The organism is Geobacter sulfurreducens PCA (assembly GCF_000007985.2).
Classification (GTDB): Bacteria; Desulfobacterota; Desulfuromonadia; order Geobacterales; family Geobacteraceae; genus Geobacter; species Geobacter sulfurreducens.
On sequence record NC_002939.5, the window covers coordinates 1,442,205 to 1,463,073 of the forward strand.

General features: G+C 64.0%; 18 protein-coding genes. 15 read left to right on the top strand and 3 right to left on the bottom strand.

Translation table 11 applies throughout. From position 1 onward, the window contains the following. Nucleotides 1-43 precede the first annotated feature (43 nt). Nucleotides 44-1,018 (bottom strand): response regulator, encoded by a 975-nt coding sequence (locus tag GS_RS06555; RefSeq protein WP_010941970.1) that lies wholly within the window; start codon nucleotides 1,016-1,018, stop codon nucleotides 44-46. 186 nt (nucleotides 1,019-1,204) lie between these two features. Here GS_RS06555 and GS_RS06560 point away from each other — a divergent pair, with 186 nt between their 5' ends. From GS_RS06560 to GS_RS06590, 7 genes are all read left to right on the top strand, one after another. Then, a complete protein-coding gene (locus GS_RS06560; RefSeq protein ID WP_010941971.1) occupies nucleotides 1,205-2,173 on the top strand; it encodes a polyprenyl synthetase family protein in 969 nt (322 codons plus the stop codon). Between the two features lie 153 nt (nucleotides 2,174-2,326). Then, nucleotides 2,327-2,587: a hypothetical protein gene (locus tag GS_RS06565; RefSeq protein ID WP_010941972.1), complete on the top strand. Its 261-nt coding sequence runs from the start codon at nucleotides 2,327-2,329 to the stop codon at nucleotides 2,585-2,587. A gap of 170 nt (nucleotides 2,588-2,757) precedes the next feature. Next, a complete protein-coding gene (locus tag GS_RS06570; protein WP_010941973.1) occupies nucleotides 2,758-3,861 on the top strand; it encodes a two-component system sensor histidine kinase NtrB in 1,104 nt (367 codons plus the stop codon). A gap of 19 nt (nucleotides 3,862-3,880) precedes the next feature. Continuing rightward, the gene (locus tag GS_RS06575; RefSeq protein ID WP_164930426.1) at nucleotides 3,881-5,263 is read left to right on the top strand and encodes a sigma-54-dependent transcriptional regulator; all 1,383 of its coding nucleotides are present in this window, start codon (nucleotides 3,881-3,883) and stop codon (nucleotides 5,261-5,263) included. Continuing rightward, the gene (locus GS_RS06580; RefSeq protein WP_010941975.1) at nucleotides 5,260-5,766 is read left to right on the top strand and encodes a TlpA disulfide reductase family protein; all 507 of its coding nucleotides are present in this window, start codon (nucleotides 5,260-5,262) and stop codon (nucleotides 5,764-5,766) included. Before GS_RS06575 ends, GS_RS06580 begins: the two co-directional genes overlap by 4 nt. A 25-nt stretch (nucleotides 5,767-5,791) precedes the next feature. Then, on the top strand, nucleotides 5,792-6,520 hold the full coding sequence (locus GS_RS06585) for a cytochrome c biogenesis CcdA family protein (RefSeq protein WP_010941976.1): 729 nt from the start codon (nucleotides 5,792-5,794) through the stop codon (nucleotides 6,518-6,520). A 1-nt stretch (nucleotide 6,521) separates the two neighbouring features. Next, nucleotides 6,522-6,965 (top strand): VOC family protein, encoded by a 444-nt coding sequence (locus GS_RS06590; protein WP_010941977.1) that lies wholly within the window; start codon nucleotides 6,522-6,524, stop codon nucleotides 6,963-6,965. Nucleotides 6,966-7,397: 432 nt separating this feature from the next. Here GS_RS06590 and GS_RS06595 read toward each other — a convergent pair whose 3' ends face one another. After that, nucleotides 7,398-7,721 carry an RNA recognition motif domain-containing protein gene (locus tag GS_RS06595; protein ID WP_010941979.1) on the bottom strand — a complete coding sequence of 108 codons (324 nt, stop codon included), beginning with the start codon at nucleotides 7,719-7,721 and terminating at the stop codon, nucleotides 7,398-7,400. A 355-nt stretch (nucleotides 7,722-8,076) separates the two neighbouring features. On the opposite strand from GS_RS06595, the gene recG reads away from it, so the two are divergent. The 8 genes from recG to GS_RS06635 all read left to right on the top strand — a co-directional run bounded on the left by recG (nucleotide 8,077) and on the right by GS_RS06635 (nucleotide 19,225). Next, complete coding sequence (gene recG / locus GS_RS06600; RefSeq protein WP_010941980.1) at nucleotides 8,077-10,380, top strand: ATP-dependent DNA helicase RecG; 2,304 nt, start codon at nucleotides 8,077-8,079, stop codon at nucleotides 10,378-10,380. Nucleotides 10,381-10,391: 11 nt separating this feature from the next. Continuing rightward, nucleotides 10,392-11,348 carry a homocysteine S-methyltransferase family protein gene (locus GS_RS06605; RefSeq protein ID WP_010941981.1) on the top strand — a complete coding sequence of 319 codons (957 nt, stop codon included), beginning with the start codon at nucleotides 10,392-10,394 and terminating at the stop codon, nucleotides 11,346-11,348. 36 nt (nucleotides 11,349-11,384) lie between these two features. After that, nucleotides 11,385-11,699, top strand: coding sequence for a pyrimidine/purine nucleoside phosphorylase (locus GS_RS06610; protein ID WP_010941982.1), 315 nt, complete (start codon nucleotides 11,385-11,387; stop codon nucleotides 11,697-11,699). A 36-nt stretch (nucleotides 11,700-11,735) separates the two neighbouring features. Beyond that, entirely contained in the window at nucleotides 11,736-12,680 is a 945-nt protein-coding gene (gene gluQRS / locus GS_RS06615; protein ID WP_010941983.1) for a tRNA glutamyl-Q(34) synthetase GluQRS, read from the top strand. Nucleotides 12,681-12,908: 228 nt separating this feature from the next. Beyond that, entirely contained in the window at nucleotides 12,909-14,189 is a 1,281-nt protein-coding gene (locus GS_RS06620; RefSeq protein WP_010941984.1) for a TolC family protein, read from the top strand. Between the two features lie 23 nt (nucleotides 14,190-14,212). After that, nucleotides 14,213-15,568: an efflux RND transporter periplasmic adaptor subunit gene (locus GS_RS06625; RefSeq protein ID WP_010941985.1), complete on the top strand. Its 1,356-nt coding sequence runs from the start codon at nucleotides 14,213-14,215 to the stop codon at nucleotides 15,566-15,568. A gap of 10 nt (nucleotides 15,569-15,578) precedes the next feature. After that, nucleotides 15,579-18,716 (top strand): efflux RND transporter permease subunit, encoded by a 3,138-nt coding sequence (locus GS_RS06630; protein WP_010941986.1) that lies wholly within the window; start codon nucleotides 15,579-15,581, stop codon nucleotides 18,714-18,716. Between the two features lie 35 nt (nucleotides 18,717-18,751). Then, nucleotides 18,752-19,225 carry a hypothetical protein gene (locus GS_RS06635; protein ID WP_010941987.1) on the top strand — a complete coding sequence of 158 codons (474 nt, stop codon included), beginning with the start codon at nucleotides 18,752-18,754 and terminating at the stop codon, nucleotides 19,223-19,225. Nucleotides 19,226-19,297: 72 nt separating this feature from the next. Here GS_RS06635 and GS_RS06640 read toward each other — a convergent pair whose 3' ends face one another. Next, entirely contained in the window at nucleotides 19,298-20,737 is a 1,440-nt protein-coding gene (locus GS_RS06640) for an IPT/TIG domain-containing protein (protein ID WP_010941988.1), read from the bottom strand. Nucleotides 20,738-20,869: the final 132 nt, after the last annotated feature.

The window sequence follows — 20,869 nt, forward strand, 5'->3', positions numbered from 1 at the left end:
TGGATGGCAGCGGTGATGCAACGGGCGGGGAGGCGGCAAAGGGTCAGGAGGTGCCCTTCCTGAGCTTGTAGAAGGCACCTGCCGTGTCAAGGGCGATGGCCGAGTGGTTCGCCAGGGTGGTGAGGAATTCGATTTCCGCATCAGTGAAAGCCCTGCCGTCGGCCCTGCCCGAAAGGGTTACCACGCCCGCCACCCGCCCCTTGAACTGGAGCGGCACCGTTACGATGCCGGGAGTTGTGAAGAGTTCGCCGTTGGGGTCTTCCTCCAGCATCCGGTGGGTGAGGGGGGGCGGCACTTCCTCGTCGATGCGCAGGGGCTTGTTGTTGGTGGCAACGAGCCCGGCTATCCCTTGGTCGTGGCGGAGCCTGAATCCCTTGGCGAGGGTGCGGCTCACACCCACGCTGACTTTCATGGAGAAGGAACTACCATCACGGTCCAGGAGCAGAAGGTATCCCTTTTTCGCCTTTACTTCCTCCACGGCCCCTTCCACCAGCCGCTTCAGGATCTCGCCCGCGTCCAGAGAGGCCGAGATGGCCGTGCAGAGGCGGTTGGCAGATTTCATCAGGTGGAGTGCATCATGGAGTTCCCGGTTCTTCAGTTTCATGTCGTCCATGAGCCGCCGGTTCTCACGGGTGAGGGACTGTTTCTCGACGGCGCGGCCCACGATGTTGGTCAGGATGGCGGGGTCGTCCACGGGTTTGATGATGAAATCGTAGGCCCCCAGGCGAAGGGCCTTGATGGCGGTGAAGCTGGAGGCGTTGCTCGTGACGATCACCACTTCCAGGTCGGGGAATGAGTCTTTCAGGAGTTTGAGGAGATTGAGACCGCTCATCCCGGGAAGATTGATGTCGGTCACCAGGATGTCGAAGGGGGCGGCGTTGACCTCGTGGACGGCCTCCTCGCCGGAGGCGACCGATGTGACGATATATCCGCCATTTTCAAGGGTCGATGCGATGAACGCACGGGAAGGGGCCGATTCGTCCACAACGAGGACTTGAATTTCGGTGGCGTGTCCCATTGTACACCTCCTCATCCCGTACTGTACCTTGAATTTCAAATGGTAGTTCAGGATGATACAAAAATCAATCAGAAAGGGGTCACGATTCGACTGGTTTACGCTATCCGCAAGAAGAACGGAGAGAAATGCTTTGACAAAAAAGGCGTAATTACCTAGTATTGGCGAAAATTTACCCGAGGTTGCCTGATGCACGCTGCTCTTTCCCTGGTCGGGGATGACCTGAAAAACGTCGAATTACAGTTCAGAAAGGACCTGGAATCAGATGTCTATCTGATCCGCAAGGTGGGAGAGTATGTCCTTGCCAGCGGCGGCAAGAGAATTCGTCCCATGCTGTTGCTCCTTTCGGCTAAGCTGTGCGGCTACCAGGGCGATCGCCACGTTCCCCTCGCCAGCGTCATCGAATTCATCCACACCGCAACCCTGCTCCACGACGACGTGGTCGACAACGCCACGTTGCGCCGCGGCAACGCCTCCGCCAACGAGGTCTGGGGCAATGAGGCCTCGGTACTGGTGGGCGACTTTCTCTTTTCCAAGTCCTTTTCTCTCATGGTAGAGGCCGGGGATCTGCGGATTCTCAAGGTCATATCCGGTGCCACGACGATCATCGCCGAGGGAGAGGTCCTGCAGCTCCTCTGCACCAGTGATCTGGAGATGACCCAGGAGCGCTACATCGAGGTGGTCAAGAGCAAGACCGCCGTGCTCCTTTCAGCCGCCTGCGAGGCCGGTGCCATCCTGGGCACGTCGTCGGCCGAGCAGCAGGAGGCACTGCGCGACTTCGGCATGGACCTGGGCATAGCCTTCCAGCTCATGGACGACACCCTCGACTACACGGCCAGCGAAGAGCAATTCGGCAAGGAAATCGGCCACGATCTCGAGGAGGGGAAAATCACGCTCCCTCTTATCCATACCCTCATGAAGTGCTCCGACGAAGAGCGCGAAACCATCGCCGCCGTAGTGGAAAAGGAAATCCTGGAGCCGGGTGACTTCGAATCGGTGTTCACCCTCGTCCACAAGTATGGCGGCATCGAGTACACCGTCTCCGTTGCCAACGAGTATATCGCCCGCTGCAAGGCCCACCTTGGCGCATTTGTTGATTCACAGGAAAAAGCCGCACTGATTGAACTTGCCGATTATGTGGTGAATCGCAAGCGCTAAATAACCGTACACTTTGGTCAAATAACGCATCATTCCGATTTGCCGTTGTTTTTTGCCAGTCATTTCCGTTGCTCACGGATTGGCCCGCATATTGCTCACTCTCCGGTGTGGTAGTCAGTGCACGGCGCCCTTGTCGGCGCAGGGAGATGTGAGATGGAAGACGTCACTCTTGTTATGCAATCGGAAGTGAAGATCAACGGCACCACCTACGCGATTCACGTCTATCGGCGCGAAGATGGTCACTGCTTCGCCGTAACCCACCTGAAGAACGGCGACATCATCATCAACGACGGCGAAACCCATGAGGAGGCCCTTACCCGGCAGGAAGGAGTTCTCCCTCTCGCCGTCGGTTCGCGGGCCATCCTGGACGAATTCCGCCGCTCAAGCGGGCTGCTGCTCAAGTTCTCCCATTAACGGCCCTCCCTTTCCACTGATCGTGCGCCCCGCCGGGTCGCGCGGTTCCGGGGAGCAGTCCGTCCATTCATGTAGTTTTACCCTTTTGTCCTTGCATTATCTCCGGTCATGAACTACATAGTTTCCATTCCGCATGCAGGATGGGAAATTTTCGCTTTCACGGGAATGCCATGAGACTGCCCGGTTCGGCGCGGATTTCATTGCTGGCAGTGTTCATTATCGGGATCAGCCTGTTCCACTATCTGACCCCCCTTCACCTGCCCGCTCTCCATGATCTGTTCCAGAGACTCTACTATCTTCCGATCATCCTGGCCGCCTTCTGGTTTGGGCTCAGGGGAGGACTCGGCACGGCAGTCGTCGTCAGTATCCTCTACGTGCCCCACGTCCTGTTCCAGTGGGGGGCGCGGCCGTCGCTGGAGCTGGAGAAGTTTCTTGAAATTCTCCTCTACAACGTGGTGGGAGGCATCACCGGCTACCTGAGCCAGAAGGAAGAGGAGCGGAGGAACGAGTTGGAGCGCGCCGCCCGGCGTTTAGAGGATTCCTACCGCACCCTCAGGGGGCAGGCCGACCTCATCATCGGCATCGAGGAGCAGTTGCGCCGGGCCGAACGCCTGTCGGCACTGGGGGAGATGTCGGCCATGCTGGCCCACGAGATCCGAAACCCGCTGGGCTCCATCCGGGGCACGGCGGAGATCCTGCGCGACGACTTCAGCCCCGGCGACCGCAAGTTCGAGTTCCTGGAGATCCTCATCAAGGAAACCGACCGGCTCAACCGGGTGGTCGAGGATTTCCTGCGCCTGGCGCGGCCGCTGGATGGGGAGAAAAAACGATGTGACCTGGCGGCCGAGCTGCGTGAACTCGTGACGCTCCAGGAGAGCGAGGCTACCGCCCGGGGGATCGGACTCAGTCTTGAGGCGGGAGAAGCGCCGACGGTGGCCGGGGACCGGGAGCGGCTGCGCCAAGCCTTTCTCAACTTGATCCTCAATGCGCTCCAGGCGACCGGCGAGGGCGGTCGCGTGGCCGTGCGTCTGGCAATGCGCGGAGCCAGCGGCGATATGCCCGCCGGCGTCGAGATCACGGTGTCGGACACGGGGCGTGGGATCGATCCGGCTCAGCGGGAAAAGATCTTTACTCCGTTTTTCACCACCAAGGAGGGAGGAACCGGCCTGGGACTCGTCATTACCCAGCGGATCGTGGAGGCCCACGGCGGCACCATCGGCCTGGAGAGTGAGCCCGGCAGGGGAACCACTTTCAGGGTGTGGCTGCCGGTGTGATCGGGGAGATGGGGGAGTGATGGCTGAAGAGCGGCAACCTGCCCGGGTGCTGATCGTCGACGATGACGTATCGCTGCGCCGGGTACTCGAATACAACCTCCAGGAGGAGGGGTACGACGTGATCACGGCGGGCAGCGGCGAGGAGGGGCTGCGCCTGTTCGATGAGCGTTCGCCGGCCCTGGTGGTCACCGACCTGAAAATGCCCGGCATGGGGGGATTCCGGCTCCTGCAGGAAATCAAGGGACGTTCGCCCGACACGGCGGTCATCGTGATCACCGCCTTTGGTGCCGTGGAGACGGCGGTCGACGCCATGAAAGCCGGGGCCTACGACTACATCACCAAGCCCTTCAACCGTGATGCCTTGAAGCTGACGGTGAAAAAGGCCCTGGAGATGCTCGGGCTTTCCCGGGAAAACCGCCGCCTGCGGGAGGCTCTCACGGAGCGGGAGGATTACCGGAGTATCGTGGGCATCTCCCGCCGGATGGAGGAGGTCTTCCGGGTCGTGGACCGGGTGGCCGACACGGACGCTACGGTCCTCATCACCGGCGAATCCGGCACCGGCAAGGAACTGGTGGCCCGTGCCGTGCACACCCGCAGCTCACGGAGAGCAGCCCCCTTCGTGGCGGTCAACTGCGCGGCCATCCCCCGCGATTTGCTTGAGAGCGAGCTGTTCGGCCACGTCAAGGGTTCCTTCACCGGCGCTGTGCGCGACAAGGCGGGAAAATTCCAGCAGGCCGAGGGAGGGACCCTCTTCCTCGACGAAGTGGGCGAGTTGCCCGTTGAACTCCAGTCGAAGCTCCTGCGGGCGCTCCAGGAAAAGGAGGTTCAGCAGGTGGGGGGCACCGAGGTCCGGAAGCTGGACGTCCGGGTGGTGGCCGCCACCAACGCCGATCTGGAGCAGGCCATCGAGGAGGGCCGCTTCCGCGAGGACCTCTACTACCGCCTCTCGGTCATACCGATTCACCTGCCGCCGCTGCGGGAGCGGAAAGAAGACATCCCCCTGCTGGTGCGCCACTTTGCTGCGCGGCACGGCGGCGATCGGGTAGCCTTTGCCCCGGAGACCCTGGAGGTCATGGCTGACTATGGCTGGCCGGGCAACGTCCGGGAGTTGGAAAATACCGTGGAGCGGCTCCTCATCATGCGCTGCAGCGACACTATCACCCCGGCGGACCTTCCCGACAAGGTACGCAGCCGCCGCGCACCGTCGACGGAATGTCCCGTTATCAGCCTACCCGACGAGGGATACTCCCTTGAGCAACTGGAGCGGGAAATCGTGGTGGAAGCCCTGGAACGGAACAACTGGAATCAGAGTTCGGCGGCGCGCTTTCTTCGCATTCCGCGCCATACACTCATCTACAGGATGGAGAAGTATCAGATCACTGCACCGGAGAGAAAAAAATGAGAAAATTTGTCCGCCTTCTGCCTCTGTTGATCCTGCTGGCGCTCCTGGGCTGCTCCAAGGAGCAGAAGCCCGCCGTGCAGGGAAACCCCGCCCCCGACTTCACCCTCAACACCCTCAAGGGTGAGGTTGTGAAGCTGTCCGACCTGAAGGGGCAGGTGGTTCTCGTCAACTTCTGGGCCACCTGGTGCCCCCCCTGCCGGGAGGAGATCCCCTCCATGATGCGGCTTGAGGCAGCCATGGCCGGCAAGCCGTTCAAGATGCTCTGCATCTCCATCGACGACGGCGGGCCGGTGGCGGTGGAGGATTTCTTCCGCAAGACGGGCTTTAATCTGCCCACGCTGATGGACACCGACAAGCAAGCCAGTAAACTCTACGGCGTCACCGGCGTGCCGGAGACGTTTGTGGTGGATAAAAATGGGGTTATACTCAAGAAGGTCGTGGGGGGCGTGCAGTGGGACCACCCCGACGTGATCGCCTATCTCAACGGCGCCCTGGCCAAGTAGGGCACCCCGCCAAGTCGAGGTATTCATGGAATCAACCAACATAACCTTTGTGGGCGCATTCGTGGCGGGACTCCTGTCCTTCCTGTCCCCCTGCGTGCTGCCGCTTATTCCGTCCTTCATAACCTACATCACCGGCCTCTCCTTCGCCGACATCCAGTCCGAGCACCCGACCCACAAGGTGCGGCAGCAGACCATTGTCCACTCGCTTCTCTTCATCGCCGGCTTCACCTTTGTCTTCGTGCTCCTCGGCGCCTCGGCGACCTTCATCGGCGGATTCCTCCATGAGCACATGAACGTCATCCGCAAGGTTGGCGGCGCGCTGATCGTGATCTTCGGCATTCACGTATCGGGCCTCGTGCCCATCCATCTCCTGCTGGGGGAAAAGCGGCTCCAGGTCCACCGCAAACCGGCCGGGTACCTGGGCAGCTTCCTGGTGGGGCTCGCCTTTGCCGCCGGCTGGACCCCCTGCATCGGACCGATCCTGGCTTCCATCCTCATGGTGGCCGCCACCGAAGAGACCGTGACCAAGGGGATCCTTCTCCTGTTCACCTATTCCATGGGGCTGGCCATTCCGTTCTTCCTGTCGTCCCTGGCCATGCACCAGTTCCTGACCTTCTTCAACCGCTTCAAGAAGCATATCCGCATCCTGGAGATCGTCACCGGGCTTTTCCTTGTTGTCGTCGGCGTGATGATTTTCACCAATTACCTGAGCGTCCTTTCCCGCTACACCATGAAGTGGTTCGGGGGAATGTAGGGTGGCCGGAGCCTCCGTCTCAATCCAACTGGCGGTGGCCGACCTGGACGCCACCGAAGCCTTTTACGTGGGAATCCTCGAACTGGACGTGAACCGCGCGCTCACCGCGCGGGGCGCGCCCGAGCACCTGGAGTTGCGCAGCGGCGACTGGGAGATCATCTTCGTGGATGAGTCTGCCGTGGTCCAGGCCCACCCTTTCCTGGGCGAGCGCCTGGAGGAGTACCCCAAGGGCGTGGGGATGACGATCCATGTGCAGGTGCAGGGGATAGAGGATATCTTCGACGCGGTGGTGGAGGAGGGGCTCGACGTGGTCTATCCCCTGGAGGAAAAGCCTTACGGCGTCAAACAGTTCTGGTGCTTCGACCCGGACGGTTACCTGCTGGTGGTGGAGGAGCCGCACCGGTCGCGCAGGGCCAACAGCGTGCGGAAAAATAAAGGGGCGTGATCACTCACGCCCCTTTGTTGTCCTTCTTCTCGTTCTTCCCGCCGGGAGAACAGGTGTCCGCCATTCAGGTCGGTACCCCGAGCCGGGGCAGGATGAATTTGTTGAGTACGATCCAGAACGCCAAAAAACCAAGCATATACAGTAGTTCTTGCATCGTTGCACCTCCTTTAACAATCCTATCAGATAGTCGGATTATTGAATAGAGGTTTTTGTTTTCACGTTGTCACATCTGGTTTCTGCTGGTGTAAAGGGGGCCGGGTACTCTCCCTCCGGAAAAAATCCAAGCGTCGCCTTCGTTCCCCGATTCGACTGAACAGCCCATTGCGCCGACTTCCTGCCGCACTGGCACCCTGTTTTTTGCGGGACTGTTTTCTCCGCGAGAGTACCCAGTCCCAGTAGGTGACCGGCGGTGGAAATGTTGATAATGCAGGATTACGACGGCCGTTTTTTCCCCGGTCTGCCGCCCGGTCCGGGCTTCCCGCGGCGAGGAGCGGGACGGGTGGCCTGCTTCTGGGGGCGCGCCACGCTCACGGTGATCACCCGGTTCCTGAGCAGTGCCCCGTCAAGGGTCTCGATCGCCTCTTTCGCCTCCTCCTCGGTGAGCATCCTCACGTAACCGCACCCCTTGGACCTGCCCGTTTCGGGATCGGTGATGATGTGGACCGATGTCACCGTGCCGGCCACCGAAAACAGCCGCCGCAGATCGTCCTCCGTTGCCTCGTACGACATATGCCCCACATAGAGCTCTTTGGCCATGGTCAACCCTTTCGTGTGTCATTGGAGTGCCTGATCCTGCATGGCCGCTCCGCAGGCTGAAGCTGCCGCCCCACAATAGCTTTTCAACAGCCTGCAGGTGGAAGTCAGGGGGTGGAAGGTTATTAACACATACTCTCCCCGGGCACAAGGTTTCCTTCTCCAGTCGCGAATGGAAGAGTGACAGGGTGGTGTCGGCGAATCAAGGGGGGCGTGATTGCCGGCCGCAAGTATCCCCTTGCGGGCGGCGCATGGTGATGGCAGTATGTCAGTGAAATCGATGCCCACACGGCCTCATGATGAATTCCGGAGCGGGAACGTCACTCCGCTCCCCGCAGCCATTGTGAAGGACTCCCCCATGCCCGTGATGAAGAGGTCTGAAGACGGTTCGCTCCTGATCCCCGCCGATCTGCTGGGACCCCTCGGACTTGCGCCCGGCGACCGGGTGGCGGTGGAGGCGGACGCAGAGGGGCGCCTGGTGCTGACCCGGTCCGCGGCCCGGGAGCCATCGGTTGAGGTGAGCCTCCGGCAGGCCATTGCGCGCAAGAACCTTGAGACCCCCATGCAGTTCATCAAGGGGGTGGGGCCGAAGATGGCCGAGATCCTGGCGCGGAAGGGGATCGTCACCGTGGAGGATGCGCTCTACCTGCTCCCGAACCGCTACGAGGACCGCCGCCAAGTGGTGCCCATGAACCGGCTCCGCCCCGGTGAGACCTGCGTGTTTGCAGGGGAGGTGGTGTCGGCCGACGTGGTGACCACCAAGGGGGGGCGCCGCTTCTTCGAGGTGATGGCGCGGGATGCGAGCGGTGTCATGTCCTTCAAGTGGTTCAACTACCATGCGGCCTTCATGCGCAAGGCCTGGCAGCCGGGCCGGCGGGGAATCTTCACCGGCCAGGTGACCCAGTACGGTCTCCAGCGTGAGGTACATCATCCGGACGTTGACTGGCTGGCCGAGGGGGAGACGGTGGAGGCGGCCATGGCGCGGGACCCGGTGGGATTCGGCCGGCTGGTGCCGGTCTATCCGCTCACCGAGGGGCTGAACCAGAAGGCGCTGCGCAAGGTCATGAAGGAGGTGGTGGACCGCTTCGCCCCCTGCGTGGAGAGCGCCCTGCCGGCCCGGGTGATCCGTGAGCGGGCGCTGCTGCCCCTGGCCGAGGCCCTGGGAGCGGTCCATTTCCCGGCTGCCGACGCCGATCCGCGTGCCCTGGAGGAGGGGCGGGACCCGGCCCACCGGACCCTGGTTTTCGACGAATTCTTCTTCCTGGAGCTGGGGCTGGCGCTCAAGCGGCGGGGAGTGACCCTGGAACCGGGAATCGCGTTTTCCGTGAACCACACATACACCAAGCCGCTCCTGAAGCTGCTTCCCTTTGCCCTGACAGAGGCCCAGCGCCGGGTCCTGGCCGAGATCAAGGCCGACATGATGGCGCCCCACCCCATGCACCGGCTGGTGCAGGGGGACGTGGGCTGCGGCAAGACCCTGGTGGCGCTCCTGGCGGCGCTGGTGGCGGTGGAGAACGGCTACCAGGTGGCCATCATGGCTCCCACCGAGATCCTGGCCGAGCAGCACTACCTGAACATCCACCGCTGGTGCGAGCAGTTGGGGGTGACCGTGGCGCTCCTCACGTCGTCCCTGAAGGGAAAGGCCAAGGCCGGAGCCCTGGAGCGGGTGGCGCGGGGCGAGGTGCAGATCGTGATCGGCACCCACGCAGTGATCCAGGACAAGGTGGAGTTCCACCGGCTGGGGCTCGGCATCGTGGACGAGCAGCACCGTTTCGGCGTGCTCCAGCGGGGGCTCCTGCGCAAGAAGGGGGAAAACCCGGACATCCTCGTGATGACCGCCACCCCGATCCCGCGCACCCTGGCCATGACCGTGTTCGGCGACCTGTCCCTGTCGGTCATCGACGAGCTCCCGCCGGGCCGCACCCCGGTGGAGACGAAGATCTGCACCGATTCCCGCCGCCGGCAGGTCTACGGCATCATCCGCGACGAAGTGGCCGCGGGGCACCAGGCCTACGTCATCTACCCCCTGGTGGAGGAGTCGGAGAAGAGCGAGCTCAAGGCGGCCACCCAGATGGCCGAACACCTGGCCAATGACGTGTTCCCGGATCTGCGCCTCGGTGTTCTCCACGGCCGGATGAAGCCCGAGGAGAAGGAGGCGGTGATGCGCTCCTTCAAGGGACGGGAGATCGACATCCTGGTTTCCACCACGGTCATCGAGGTGGGGATTGACGTGCCCAACGCCACGGTGATGGTGATCGAGCACGCGGAGCGGTTCGGCCTTTCCCAGCTCCACCAGCTGCGGGGGAGGGTGGGGCGCGGCAGTGCCACGTCCCGCTGCATCCTCATGGCGTCGGACCGGTTGTCCGATGACGGGGTCAAGCGGCTGCGGGTGATGGAATCGACCACCGACGGCTTCAGGATCGCCGAGGCTGATCTGGAGATCAGGGGGCCGGGCGATTTCCTCGGCACCCGCCAGGCGGGCATCCCCGATTTTCGCGTGGCCAACATCCTGCGGGACGGCCGCATCCTGGAAGAGGCCCGGGCCGAGGCTTTCGATCTGGCGGAGCGGGACCCTGAGTTGCGGGCCCCCGGCCACGAACCGCTCCGGGAGGAGCTGGCGCGGCGCTGGGGCGGCCGGCTGGAACTGGCCGGGGTGGCCTGAGGAGCGAGACCATGACTGACTATGTATCGTTTTCCGCGTTTCTGGCGGAGTCCCCCGTGATCCTCGGCGAAGGGGCGGTTATCGAGCGCCTGCGCCGGGCCGGAGTGGACCTGGACCCCTGGCTGGTGAATTCGGCCCTCGTGTACGCCCCCGCCGGCCGCGCCGCCTTGGCAACCATCTGTCGCGAGTACCTGGACATCGGGGCGCGTCACGATCTGCCGCTGCTCCTGTCCACCCCCACCTGGCGGGCCAGCCGGGAGCGGATCGAGGCGGCCGGACTGGCCGGCAGTGACGTGAACGGCGACAATTTCCGGTTTCTGGACGAGCTTCGGCGGAGCTACGGCGCCTACGGCCGGAAGGTTCTCATCTGCGGCCTCATGAGCTGCCGGGGAGATGCCTACCGGCCAGCCGAGGCCCTGTCGGAGGATGAAGCCCGCGAGTTTCACTCCTGGCAGGCCGATGCCCTGGCCGCCGCCGGAGTGGATTTCCTCCTGGCCGCCACGCTACCCGCCCTGGGCGAGGCCGTGGGGCTGGCCCGGGCCATGGCGGCCACCGGCATGCCCCACGTGGTGAGCTTTGTGGTGCGGCCCGGGGGGACGCTCCTGGACGGCACGCCGCTGCGGGAGGCGGTGGCGGCCCTGGATGCCGCCGTGAGCCCCCGGCCCGTGGCCTATCTGGTGAACTGCACCCATGCCTCGTTTTTCCGGAGCGCGCTCCTGCACGAGGCCAACTCGTCGCCCCTGGTGCGCCAACGGGTGGTGGGGCTGCTGGCCAATACCGCGGCCCTCTCACCCGAGGAACTGGACAATGCGGCCGAACTGGTGGAGGAGTCCCCCGGGACCTTCGGCCGCACCGTGGCCGCCCTTCACCGGGACCTGGGGATGAAGGTGCTGGGCGGCTGCTGCGGCACCGACGGCCGGCACATCGAATGTCTGGCGGCTGAGCTCTCCGGCTCTCCCGTCCGCTGATCAGTACGACCACTTATCACACAGAGGAGGAACACCATGTCCGAATTCACCAACGTAACCATCATCCGCGAGGCCAACGTCTACTTCGACGGCGGCGTCGTGAGCCGCACCGTCGTGTTCCCCGACGGCACGAAGAAGACCCTCGGCATCATGCAGCCGGGCGAGTACACCTTCACCACCGGCGCGCCCGAGATCATGGAGATCCTTTCCGGCGAGCTGGATCTCAAGCTGCCGGGCAGCGATGCGTGGAACCGCGTCGGCGGGGGTGAGTCCTTCGATGTGCCGGCCAATTCATCCTTTACCATGAAGGTGCTGTCCCTTACCGATTACTGCTGCTCGTTCCTCGGCTAGGCCGGCATCGTCTCGAACCGCTCCGGCAGACCGCCCATGTGCGTCCCTTCCACCCCCCAGCCGCCGGTTATCGGCCGCTTCGCCCCGTCCCCCACGGGGCCGCTCCACGTGGGCTCCCTCGTGGCGGCGGTGGCGAGCTACGCCATGGCCCGGCGCCAGGGGGGGCTCTGGCTCGTCCGCATGGAGGACCTGGATACCCCCCGGGTGGTGCCGGGGATGGCGGATGACATCCTGCGGACCCTGGAGTGCCTGGGGTTTGACTGGGATGGCGACATCATGCGGCAGAGCCGCCGCGCCGACGCCTACGGGGCCGCCCTCCAACGGCTCCTGGCGGCAGGGCACGCCTACCCCTGCGGCTGCTCCCGGGCCGAGATCGCCCGGGCAGCCACCGCCCCCCACGACGGGGATGGCGAGATCCCCTATCCAAATCTTTGCCGCCGGGGACTCCCGCCGGGCAAGGAACCCCGCTCCTTTCGCGTGCGGGTGCCGGCGGAGCCGGTGGAGTTCACGGATCTGGTCATGGGACCGCAGCACCACGACCTCCCTGCGATGTGCGGCGACTTCGTGATCAAGCGGGCAGACGGTCTCTTCGCCTACCAGCTGGCCGTGGTGGTGGATGACGAGGCCCAGGGGGTGACCCAGGTGGTGCGCGGCGCCGACCTCCTTTCCTCTACCCCCCGGCAGATCGTGCTCCAGCGGCTACTCGGCTTCGACACCCCCGTCTATGCCCACGTGCCGCTGGTGACAGGCCCCGGCGGCGGCAAGCTCTCCAAGCGGGACAACGCCCTGTCCCTGGCCGCCGGCCGTGATCTGACGCGGGAAGGGGGCATGCTTCTGCTGGCCGCCCTTCGCTTCCTGGGGCAGTCCCCGCCCGCGGAACTGGCCGGGGCATCCGGTGCCCGCGTACTCCGCTGGGCCGCCGGCAATTTCGAGCCGTCGGCAATTCCGACCGCGGCCGCCCCCTTTCACGCTTCCCCCTGAAACCCGCCGTTTCCATCCCTTGATGTCATGCCGGAATCCATTGGCCCGTCATTGCGCAAGCTCGTTACGGGTCTATACTTTTCGCAGAATATTCTCCGCTGCTGTGGAATATTCTTCACCGCCCGGCGGTCAGCTACGATGCGCCGCACGGACTTTCAACCGGTTACGGCATGGCACGGCCTGTGTAATGCCGATCTGAGACCCTATCCAGAGGTACCGGAGACTGAAATGATCACTTGCATCCTGAGGACCCTTCTCGCATCGGCGGTTTGCGTCCTGCTCCTTGCCGGCCCGGCCCGGTCCGGAGATGCTCCGGCCGGGGAGGATCTGAACTCCCTGGTGAGCCGCGCCCTTGCCGTCAACCCGGAGCTCAAGGCTTCCGAGGCCCGGTGGGAGATGTTCCGCAACCGCGTGGCCCAGGCCGGCGCCCTGGCCGACCCCATGCTCATGTTCAAGCTCCAGAACTTTCTCCTGCGCGATCCCCTGGACAGCCGGCGGGACCCCATGAGCCAGCGGGTGATCGGCATCTCCCAGGAGCTTCCCTTCTGGGGCAAGCGCGCCCTGAAGACCGAGATCGCCGACCGGGAGGCCGAGGCCCTCAGGTGGCAGGTGGAGGAGCGCAAGCTGGAGCTGGCCCGCATGGTCAAGGAGACCTGGTACCAGCTCTACCTGGTTGATCGGGAGCTGGATATCGTGGAACGCAACATCCGGGTGATGGACGACTTCGTCACCCTGGCCGAAACCCGTTACTCGGTGGGGCAGGGGGCCCAGCAGGACGTGTTCAAGGGACAGGTGGAGCGTTCCCGGATGCTCGACATGCAGATCGCCCTCGCGCAGCAGCGCACGAGCCTCCAGGCCACCCTCAACACCCTCCTCTTCAGGCCGGCCGAGACCCCGGTGGGGCGCGTGCCGGACCTGGAGATCCGCCCCATTTCCCTCTCAGCCGCCGAGTTGCGTGCCCTGGCCGAGGAGAACCGTCCCCAGTTCAGGAGCGTGCGGGCCCAGTTGGAAAAGGGGGCGGCAGGGCACCGGCTGGCCGGCCTGGAATCATTCCCGGACGTGACCCTCTCCCTTGAGTACATGCAGCGGGACCCCTCCATGGATGAGCGGGGGTACGACATGTACTCGGTGGGGCTCACCTTCAATCTGCCGGTGCAGCGGGAGCGCCGCCGCGCCATGGCCCGGGAGTCCGTGGCCGAGACGGACATGGCCCGGGCCGAGCTGAACACCCTGAACAATGCCATTGCCTTGGGCATCGCCGACAGCCTGGCCCGGCTGGAACGCAGCGAAAAACTGGCGCAGCTCTACCGCACGGGGATTATCCCCCAGGCCGAGCAGTCGCTGGAATCGGCCACCATCGGCTACCGGGTGGGGAAGGTCGATTTCCTCTCCCTGCTGGACGCCCGGGTTACGGTCTTCAATTACGAACGCCAGTACTACGAGGCCCTGGCCGAGCACGGCATGCGCCGGGCCCAGCTGGAGGCGCTGGTGGGGAGGGAACTGGAGTGAGCCGCCATCGCGAGGGATATGCCATGTTGTTCACGAGAAGGATCATGCTGCCGCTGGTGGCGCTTCTGCTGGCCCTGGTCGCTGCTGGCTGCCAGAAGCAGGGGGCCGAAGCCCCCAAAGGGGACGGCCACGACCACGCCGCCGAGGCCAAGGTCGAGTACACCTGCCCCATGCACCCCTTCATCATCAAGGACAAGCCCGGATCATGTCCTATCTGCGGCATGGACCTGGTGAAGAAGGTCGCCGGAGCCGGCGCCGACGCCAAGGAACTGGAGAAGCTCGCCCAGGTAGCCATCCCCACCACCCAGATGGTGATGGCCAACGTGGCGACCCAGCCCGTGACGGCCAAAAGCCTCCAGAAGGAGATCACCGCCACGGGGATCGTGGCCTACGACCAGCGGCGCCAGGCCAAGGTAACCGCCTGGGTGGCGGGGCGGATCGATCGGCTCAACGTCAACGCGGTCGGCGACTTCGTCTCCAGGGGACGGCCGGTGGCGGAACTCTATTCGCCCGACCTGGTCTCGGCCCAGCAAGAGTATCTCCTGGCCCTCAAGAGCCGCGACCGGCTCAAGGACTCTCCCATCGCCTCCATCTCCCAGGGGGGAGAGGGGCTCGTGGCTTCCGCTCGGCAGCGGCTCCTGCTCATGGGAGTGAAGGAACAGCAGATCGCCGGTCTGGAAAAGGCGGGACAGCCCAACATCAAGCTCCCCGTCTATACCCCCCTCTCCGGCGTGGTGATCGAAAAGATCGCCATCGAAGGGCAGTACGTGAACATGGGCGATCCCCTCTTCACCATCGCCGACCTCTCCACGGTCTGGGTCGAGGCCGAGATCTACGAGAGCGACGTCTCCTTCGTCAAGGTGGGGCAGCGGGTCGAGGTGACTTCTGCCTCGTGGCCGGGCAAGACCTTTGCGGGGCGCATCTCCCTGGTCTATCCGTTCCTCGATCCCAAGACTCGGACCATCAAGGCCCGGATCGAGCTCTCCAACCCTGGGCTGAAGCTGAAGCCCGACATGTTCGTCAACGCCGCCATCAAGATGCCCCTGGGCTCGGCCGTTGTCGTCCCCGCTGCGGCGGTGATGGATACCGGAACCCGGCAGGTGGTCTGGGTGCAGGTGAAGGAGGGGACCTTCCAGCCCCGCGACGTGAAGGTGGGGGCGAGGGTCGGCGACGAGGTGCAGGTACTCTCGGGGCTGACGGCGGGCGAAGTGATCGCCTCCTCCGGCGCGTACCTCATCGACTCGGAATCGCAGTTGCGGGGCGGCTCCGGCACGGGCCACGAAGGGATGCCCGGCATGGAAAAGGAAGGGGTGAAACCGGCCCCGGCCGCGCCTCCCGCCAAGAAGAACGACATGGGCATGGATGACATGAAGATGTGATGGAGCCGTCATGATCGAGAAAATCATCGAATATTCGGCCCGCAACCGGGTCATCATCCTCATGCTTTTTGCCCTGGTCATCGGCTGGGGGATCTGGGCCGTCTACAAGACGCCGGTGGATGCGATCCCCGACCTCTCCGACAACCAGGTGATCGTTTTCACCGACTTTCCCGGCCGCTCCCCCCAGGTGGTGGAGGACCAGGTGACCTATCCCCTGGCGGTGAACCTCCAGGGCCTTCCCCGGGTAAAGGCGGTGCGGGCGTCGTCGGCCTTCGGCTTTTCGATGATCTACGTGATCTTCGACGACAAGGCAGACATCTACTGGGCCCGGACCCGGGTGCTGGAGCGGCTGAACTACGCGGCCTCGCTCCTGCCCGCCGGCGTGGTGCCGACGCTGGGCCCCGACGGCACCGGCGTGGGGCACGTCTTCTGGTACACCTTGGAAGGGAAGGGGTACGACCTGGAACAGCTCCGGACCCTGCAGGACTGGTTCGTCCGCTACCAGCTCAACACCGTGCCCGGCGTGGCCGAGGTGGCCTCCATCGGCGGCTTTGTCCGCGAATACCAAGTCGACCTGGACCCCCACAAGCTCTTTGCCTATAACATCAAGGTCTCCGACGTGATGGAGGCGATCAAGGCGGCCAACAACGACGTGGGAGGCCGCCTGCTGGAACAGGCCGATGCCGAGTACCTGATCCGGGGCCGGGGCTACGTCAAGTCGCCCGCGGACATCGAAAACATCGTGGTCACCGCCGACATGCGCGGCACCCCGGTCTACGTTAAGAACCTCGGCACCGTCCAGATGGGGGGCGCCATCCGCCGTGGACTCCTGGACCTGAACGGCGAGGGCGAGGTCGTCGGCGGGATCGTGGTCATGCGCTACGGCGAGAACGCCAAGGACGTCATCGATCGGGTGAAGGAGAAGATCACCGCCCTGGAGAAGGGGCTGCCGCCGGGGGTGAAGATCAAGACCGCCTACGACCGCTCCGACCTGATCGAGCGGGCGATCCATACCCTCAAGCGGGCCCTGACCGAAGAATCCATTGTCGTCTCCCTGGTGGTGCTCGTGTTCCTGCTCCATTTCCAGAGCGCCCTGGTGATCGTCCTGACCCTGCCCATCGCGGTGCTCATCGCCTTCATCACCATGAAGCTCATGGGAGTCAGCTCCAACATCATGTCCCTGGGAGGGATCGCCATCGCCATCGGCGTGCTGGTGGACGCCGGGGTCATCATGGTGGAGAACTGCTACCGCCACCTGTCCGAACTGCCCGAGGAGGAGCGGAAGGCGCGGCGGCTTGAGGTGATCATCGCCAGCGCCAAACAGGTGGGACGGGCCATCTTCTTCTCCCTGGCCATCATCGTCCTCTCCTTCGTGCCGGTCTTTCTCCTGGAGGGACAGGAGGGGAAACTCTTCCATCCCCTGGCCTTCACCAAGACCTTCTCCATGGTGGGCTCGGCCCTGATCGCCATCACCCTGGTGCCGGTTCTCATGTATTTCTTCATGCGGGGCAAGATGCCGCTGGAGAGCGCCAACCCGGTTTCCCGCTTCTTCATCCGGCTCTACGGGCCGGTGATCAGGTGGTGCCTGAAGTGGAAAAAGACGGTCATCGCCCTGAACATGGTGGCTCTGCTCGTTGCCGTGCCCCTCTACATGAAGCTGGGCTCCGAGTTCATGCCGCCCCTGGATGAGGGGTCGCTCCTCTACATGCCGGTGACCCTCCCCAACGTCTCCATCACGGAGGCCAAGCGGATCATCCAGGTCCAGGATGCCGTCATCAAGAGCCACCCCGAGGTGGAGCTGGTGCTCGGCAAGGTGGGGCGGGCCGAAACCTCCACCGACCCGGCGCCGGTCTCCATGTTCGAGTCGATCATCATCCTTAAGCCCAAGGATACATGGCGGCCCGGCATCACCAAGAACGACATCGTCAGCGAGCTGGACGCCAGGCTGCAGCAGATCGGGGTGCGCAACGGCTGGACCCAGCCGATCATCAACCGGATCAACATGCTCTCCACCGGGGTGCGGACCGACCTGGGGCTCAAGATCTTCGGCAACGACCTGAACGTCCTGCGCGATCTGGCGGTGCAGGCGGAAGGAATTCTCAAGGGGGTCAACGGCGCGGCGGACGTGGTGGCCGAGCGGGTCACCGGCGGCAACTACCTGGACATTGATATCGACCGCGAGGCGGCGGCCCGCTATGGAGTCAAGGTAGCCGACGTGCAGGAGGTGATCGCCACGGCCCTGGGAGGCGAGACGCTCACCACCGCCGTTGACGGCCGCAACCGCTTCCCGATTCGGCTCCGCTACCTGCGCGACTACCGGGACAGCATCCCGGCCATTCAGCGCATCCTCGTTTCCGGCATGGGCGGTGCCCAAGTGCCCCTGTCCCAGGTAACCAAGCTCAAGGTCTCCACCGGCGCGCCGGAGATCGCCAGCGAGGGGGGACTGCTCCGCTCCATCGTCTTCCTCAACGTCCGGGGCCGCGACATGGGGAGCTTCATGAAGGATGCCCAGGCCGTGGTCGAGAAGCAGCTGAAGCTGCCGCCGGGCTACTATGTGTCCTGGTCGGGGCAGTGGGAGAACCAGGTGCGGGCCAAGGCGCGGCTCCAGGTCCTGATCCCGGCCGGAATCGTGATCATCTTCATCCTGCTCTACTTCACCTTCCACTCGGCCCTGGAGGCGAGCATGGTGATGCTCTCGGTTCCCTTCGCCCTGGTGGGCGGGGTCTACCTGGTGGCCGCGCTCGGGTATAACATGTCGGTGGCGGTCTGGGTCGGCTTCATCGCCCTCTACGGCGTGGCCGTGGAAACCGGAGTGGTGATGGTCATTTATCTGCACGAGGCCCTGGACAAAAAACTCATGGCCGGTCCGGTGACAGAGCAGGACATCTACGACGCCACCTACGAGGGGGCGGTGCTCCGCCTGCGGCCCAAGCTCATGACCGTGGCGGTGGCTCTCATGGGGCTTGTGCCGATCATGTGGTCCAGCGGCACCGGCGCCGACGTCATGAAACCCATCGCGGCACCCATGATCGGCGGCATGATTTCCTCCGCCATCCACGTGCTGATCATGACGCCGGTCATCTTCGTGCTGATGAAAAAGCACGATCTGAAGAAGGGAAAGCTGAAGTATTCGGGAATGAAGCACTAAGCGAAATCAACACCACGAAAAAAGGAGAACGCATCATGAAGAAACTTGCAGTTATCATCGCGGTTGCAGCGCTCGCCCTGGCGGCGCCCCTCACGGTTATGGCCGCTGACCACGGCAAGGGGGGTATGAAGCATGGCGACCATGCCGATCACGGCACCGCGGCTCACGAAGAAGTGGTCGACGGCGTCAAGGCTACCTTCAAGATCATGAGCATGGCCGAGCACATGAAAGCCATGAACATGGAATTGCCCAAGGGAATGAAGGAGACCCATCACATTGCCGTGGAGTTCAAGGATGCCAAAACCGGCAAGGCCATTACCCAGGGCGAGGTGAACCTGAAGGTCCAGGGGCCGGATAACAAGGCCCAGACCAAGGCGCTGATGGCAATGCAGGGACACTTCGGCGCCGACTTCGACCTCTCCAAAAAGGGGAAATACGGCATCATGAGCAAGTTCAAGGTGAAGGACGGCACGGTGCGCAGCGCCAGGTTCTGGTACGAAGTGAAGTAGGGAAGGGCGCCGGAAGGTAACAATGACGAAAGCCCCCGCGTGAAGCAGGGGCTTTCGTCATTGCGGAACGGTTCAGCGCAGGTGCTTCGAGGTGGTCAGCACCGATCCCGACACGGTGCCGTTGATGGTCTTGACGGTAACGGCGGTTCCCCTGGCAAAGGCGGGGCTCGTGGCGACGATGCGCGTGGGAGACCAGGAGATGACCGTTGCTTCGGTTGTGCCGGCAAAGATGCCGAGTCCCGCTTTGTAGCCGGTGGGTGGCGCAGGGCCGAAGCCGCTGCCCGTGATGGTGAGGGTCCCGGCGGCGCCGAGCGTGATCCGGCTGATCCGCAGCGGCGGCACCACCGTCAGGGTGGCCCGGTTGCTCTGCTTGTCGCTCTTGACCACCCGCAGCGTATAGTTGCCCGCGGTCAGGGCCGGCAGCAGAATACGGATTTCACGGTCGGTAATGGCGGCCGGTTGGATGGTCACCGGCGACCGGCCGTTGTCGAGGACAACCACTGACGAGTAGGTCTGGCCGTCCCCGCCGACATTGACGAAGCCCGAACCCGTGAGGGTCAGGTTCCGGGCGCTGCCGGCCGGAAGGGTGTACGCGCTCTGCTCCTTCAGGTAGGGGACCGTTGCGGACCAGGGGCCGGCGGAGGCCGCCAGCCACGAAACCTCAAGCCATGAATAGTGGCAGCCAATGCAGTCCCAGTTGCTCCCCACGTGCCCCCACCCCGCTTGCTCCTTGAACGGGACGATGATGCCGATATTCTCGGCCGTGGGGGAGTCCATCTGGATGTTGTGGAGCGTGTCCGGCCCGTGGCAGGCCTCGCAGCTCCGGATAGTGGTGCTTGCCGGGTCGGATCCGGGGTGGCAGACCGCGCAGTCCAGCTGGGTCGCGTGGTGGGTGTCGGCGTTGTCGAACACCGGCCTGACCACGCCGGTCCGGGGATCGACGGCCGTCGGGTCCGCCTGGTGGCAGGCGGCGCATCCGTTGACGGTGATCGTTTTACCGGTCACCGGGTCCTTGACGTCATAACCGTGGTGATGGGGCGCCATGGAGCCGCCGAGGTCATAGGAAGGTATATAGTGGCCGTCGCCGGGATTGTCGACGAAGCTGCCGTGGCAGGACTTGCAGTCGAGCTGGAGGGCCGCCCGGGTCGAATGGTGGGGGGACGACACGTGGCAGGCGCCGCAGGTGCGGAAGTCCTGGAGGGTATACCCCCCCGAGCCGTCGGGGATGAGCACGTGGCATCCGTTGGCCAGGCTGGCCGGGTTTCCGGTGTAGTTGACGCAACTGACCGGCGGGGTGGTCGTGTTGATGAGGGCGTGGTGCCGGAAGGCGATGGTGTCGCTGCCCGTGTGGCAGACGGTGCAGTCCTCCGTGGACTGAAAGCTGGGAACGGTGTCGAACATCCCCAGGTACTGATTGGCGGGCGGAGGCAGCACCTGTGACCAGGAGATGGAAGCGAGGGCCGCCACCCCTGCCGCTGCCGACAATATGCCCCACAGACTCGGTAACGCCATGACCGTTCCTCCTGAACGAGAGTCGGCGCCGGTGCCGTCGGATCGGACCGCCCCTCCGTCGGAGAAGGGGCGGTCTCTGTAACATCATGGAATCACGAGCGTATCAGCAGGTGGTCGGGGAGGGTGAGAGGG